This window comes from Candidatus Dadabacteria bacterium (genome assembly GCA_026708565.1).
In the GTDB taxonomy this organism is placed as follows: Bacteria; Desulfobacterota_D; UBA1144; order Nemesobacterales; family Mycalebacteriaceae; genus Mycalebacterium.
Genome location: JAPOUR010000030.1, coordinates 1 through 2,511, shown reverse-complemented (window position 1 = coordinate 2,511; position 2,511 = coordinate 1). Strand labels below are relative to the sequence as shown.

The window sequence follows — 2,511 nt, the reverse complement described above, 5'->3', positions numbered from 1 at the left end:
CCTCGTCCCCCACAATGTAGCAGTTGGTGAGAAACATCCCGCCCGCAACGCATTTAACTATCATGACGGCTGAGATTATACACGCGCCGCGAGGGTGTCAAAAGACCCCGCTCCCGTTTGTAAAGCGGGACGGTTGCTATAAAATAAGCGCCGAAAATGAAAACCGCTTTTATAACGGGAATAGCCGGTCAGGACGGCGCGTATCTGGCAAAACTGCTGCTTGAAAAAGGCTACCGCGTCATCGGCGGAGACCGCAGGACTTCGCGCAACTCGTACTGGAGACTGGACGAACTCGGCATCAGAAACGAGATTGAAACCGTCTACCTTGAACTGCACGAGCCTACAAACATTCAAAGAATGATTGAAAAATTTGAGCCCTCGGAGATATACAACCTCGCCGCCCAGTCTTTTGTCTCGGCTTCCTTTGAAATGCCCCTTTTAACCACGGACGTAACAGGCATCGGGGTTTTGCGAATGCTGGAAGCGGTGAGGCAGGTAAACCCTGAAACCAAATTCTATCAGGCGTCAACCTCGGAGATGTTCGGCCAGGTCCGGCAGGTTCCGCAGAATGAAGAAACCCCGTTTTACCCGCGCAGCCCCTACGGGACGGCAAAACTGTTCGCCCACTGGTCAACAATCAACTACCGCGAGGCTCACGGAATGTTCGCAGTGTCGGGAATACTCTTCAACCACGAATCTCCCCTCAGAAGCAGGGAGTTTGTAAGCCGCAAAATCACCTCAACTCTCGCCGATATAAAAAACGGAGCGGAGCGGACGCTTGAACTCGGCAACCTTGACGCGAAAAGAGACTGGGGCTTTGCCGGAGACTATGTTGAGGGAATGTGGCTGATGATGCAGCGCCCGGAGCCCGGCGACTATGTGCTTGCCACGGGAGAAAACCATTCGGTAAGGGAATTCGTAAACCTGTCGGCGCGGCATTTCGGCTTTGAGCCGGTCTGGGAGGGGGAGGGAACGGAGGAGAAGGCAACGGACGGAAAAACCGGCAGGGAAATAGTCCGGGTAAACCCAGAATTTTTCCGCCCTGCGGAGGTCCGGGAACTAATCGGAGACGCAAGCAAGGCGAAAGCCGAACTTGGATGGAAACCGGGGGTGTCGTTTGAAAAACTTGTGGAAATGATGTGCGAAAGCGAACTTAAAAGGCGCCCTACGGAAGTCTCCGGAGACTGACCTCAAACAAAGTCCACATTCCGCTTTGCGCGACCCTGCGGAAGGGACCGAGATGCTCAAGTCCGCTCAAGCGCTCTCCGCGCGCAAGCACATACTCGTAGCAGCACGCATAGTCTTCCCAGCGCCGGGAGCCTGCAACTTCAAACATTCTCTGCGGCAAGCGGTAATGAACGGGAAACGCGGGCAGATTGTCTATGAGAGCGGGGGTCGCGCCGCCGCCGACAAGAAAGTGGTAATACTCCGGCCCGTGGTCGTGAAACTGATAGAAATAAACGGGGTCCAGGTGCGCGCTTCTTCCATTCTGCATAACGGGCAAAATAACCGAGTTTTTCTCCATCCGGGCGAGCAGGGGCTTTATCTCCGCCGTCTCCCTTGAAAGATTTACATGAAGCGCGCCCTGCCAGACGGAAATGCCCGCCGCAACGGCGGCCAGAAGCATCCCCGCTTTGCGCCTCACGGGTATGTATGACAGAACAAGCGCGCCGAAAAAATACACAATTGCGACCAGACGGATGTTGAAGTATGTGTAGGGCGCGCCCGGGCTGAACGGAAGCGCGAGAAAACCGGCAATACCGAGGCCAAGCATGATCGTGTCAAGCCGCGCGGGGCTGAACCGTTTTGCCCGGAAGGCGCAGTAAACGATAACAGCCGCCGCCGCGCACCACAGAGCGAGGGCAAGCGGGTCGGCTCCGCCCTTTATTTGCATCCCGGTGAACATGAGCGCAAAGAACTCCAATGTTGCCGACAGCGGCCACCACCTCAGGTTGGCCTCAAACGCCGACCCGGAGCCGGACGACAAAAACCACAATACGAACGCCAGGCAAAAACCGCCCGTGAGAACGGCGGAGCGAAGAAGCGCCCGCCCGCGCTTTGTCGCGCACACAAGGGCGCCAAACCCCCCGTAAAGAGCCGAAGTGAAAGGGTGGCAGAAAAATATGACCGCCTGAAAGGCCATATGCGCCGCAAGGCGGCGGGGCACAAGGGGTTTGTCCGCCACCGAGCCCAGATGCCTGAGCGCAAGCAACAGAACCGGAATGGAAAAGAAGTATCCCATGAAGCCGATTATGTAGGTCTGGTTGAACGCGAGAGGCAACAGCAGAACAAGCGGCCACGGCGCGCTCCGCCTCCGCCGGGCCTCGGACAGCGCAAACGCCCCCGTGAGAACCACATAAAGCGAGAGGAAAAGTTTTCCCGCCGCCTCCACGCCGACAAGCGGGGTCGCGGCGCGGACGAACCAGAAAGTGAAGGAGTACGAACCGTAGCTGTTGTGAAGTTCAAAAAACTGAGGCCAGTTGTATTGCGGGTCGTCAAAGGTCGCCGCCG

2 protein-coding genes are annotated in these 2,511 nt (G+C 56.8%); one reads left to right on the top strand and one right to left on the bottom strand.

The window, feature by feature from the left end:
- Positions 1-156 precede the first annotated feature (156 nt).
- Positions 157-1,188: a GDP-mannose 4,6-dehydratase gene (gene gmd / locus OXF42_03795; protein ID MCY4047218.1), complete on the top strand. Its 1,032-nt coding sequence runs from the start codon at positions 157-159 to the stop codon at positions 1,186-1,188.
- Here the strand turns inward: gmd and OXF42_03790 are convergent.
- Positions 1,166-2,511: hypothetical protein (locus tag OXF42_03790; GenBank protein ID MCY4047217.1), on the bottom strand; the 1,346-nt coding region annotated here is incomplete at its 5' end. The genes gmd and OXF42_03790 overlap by 23 nt on opposite strands.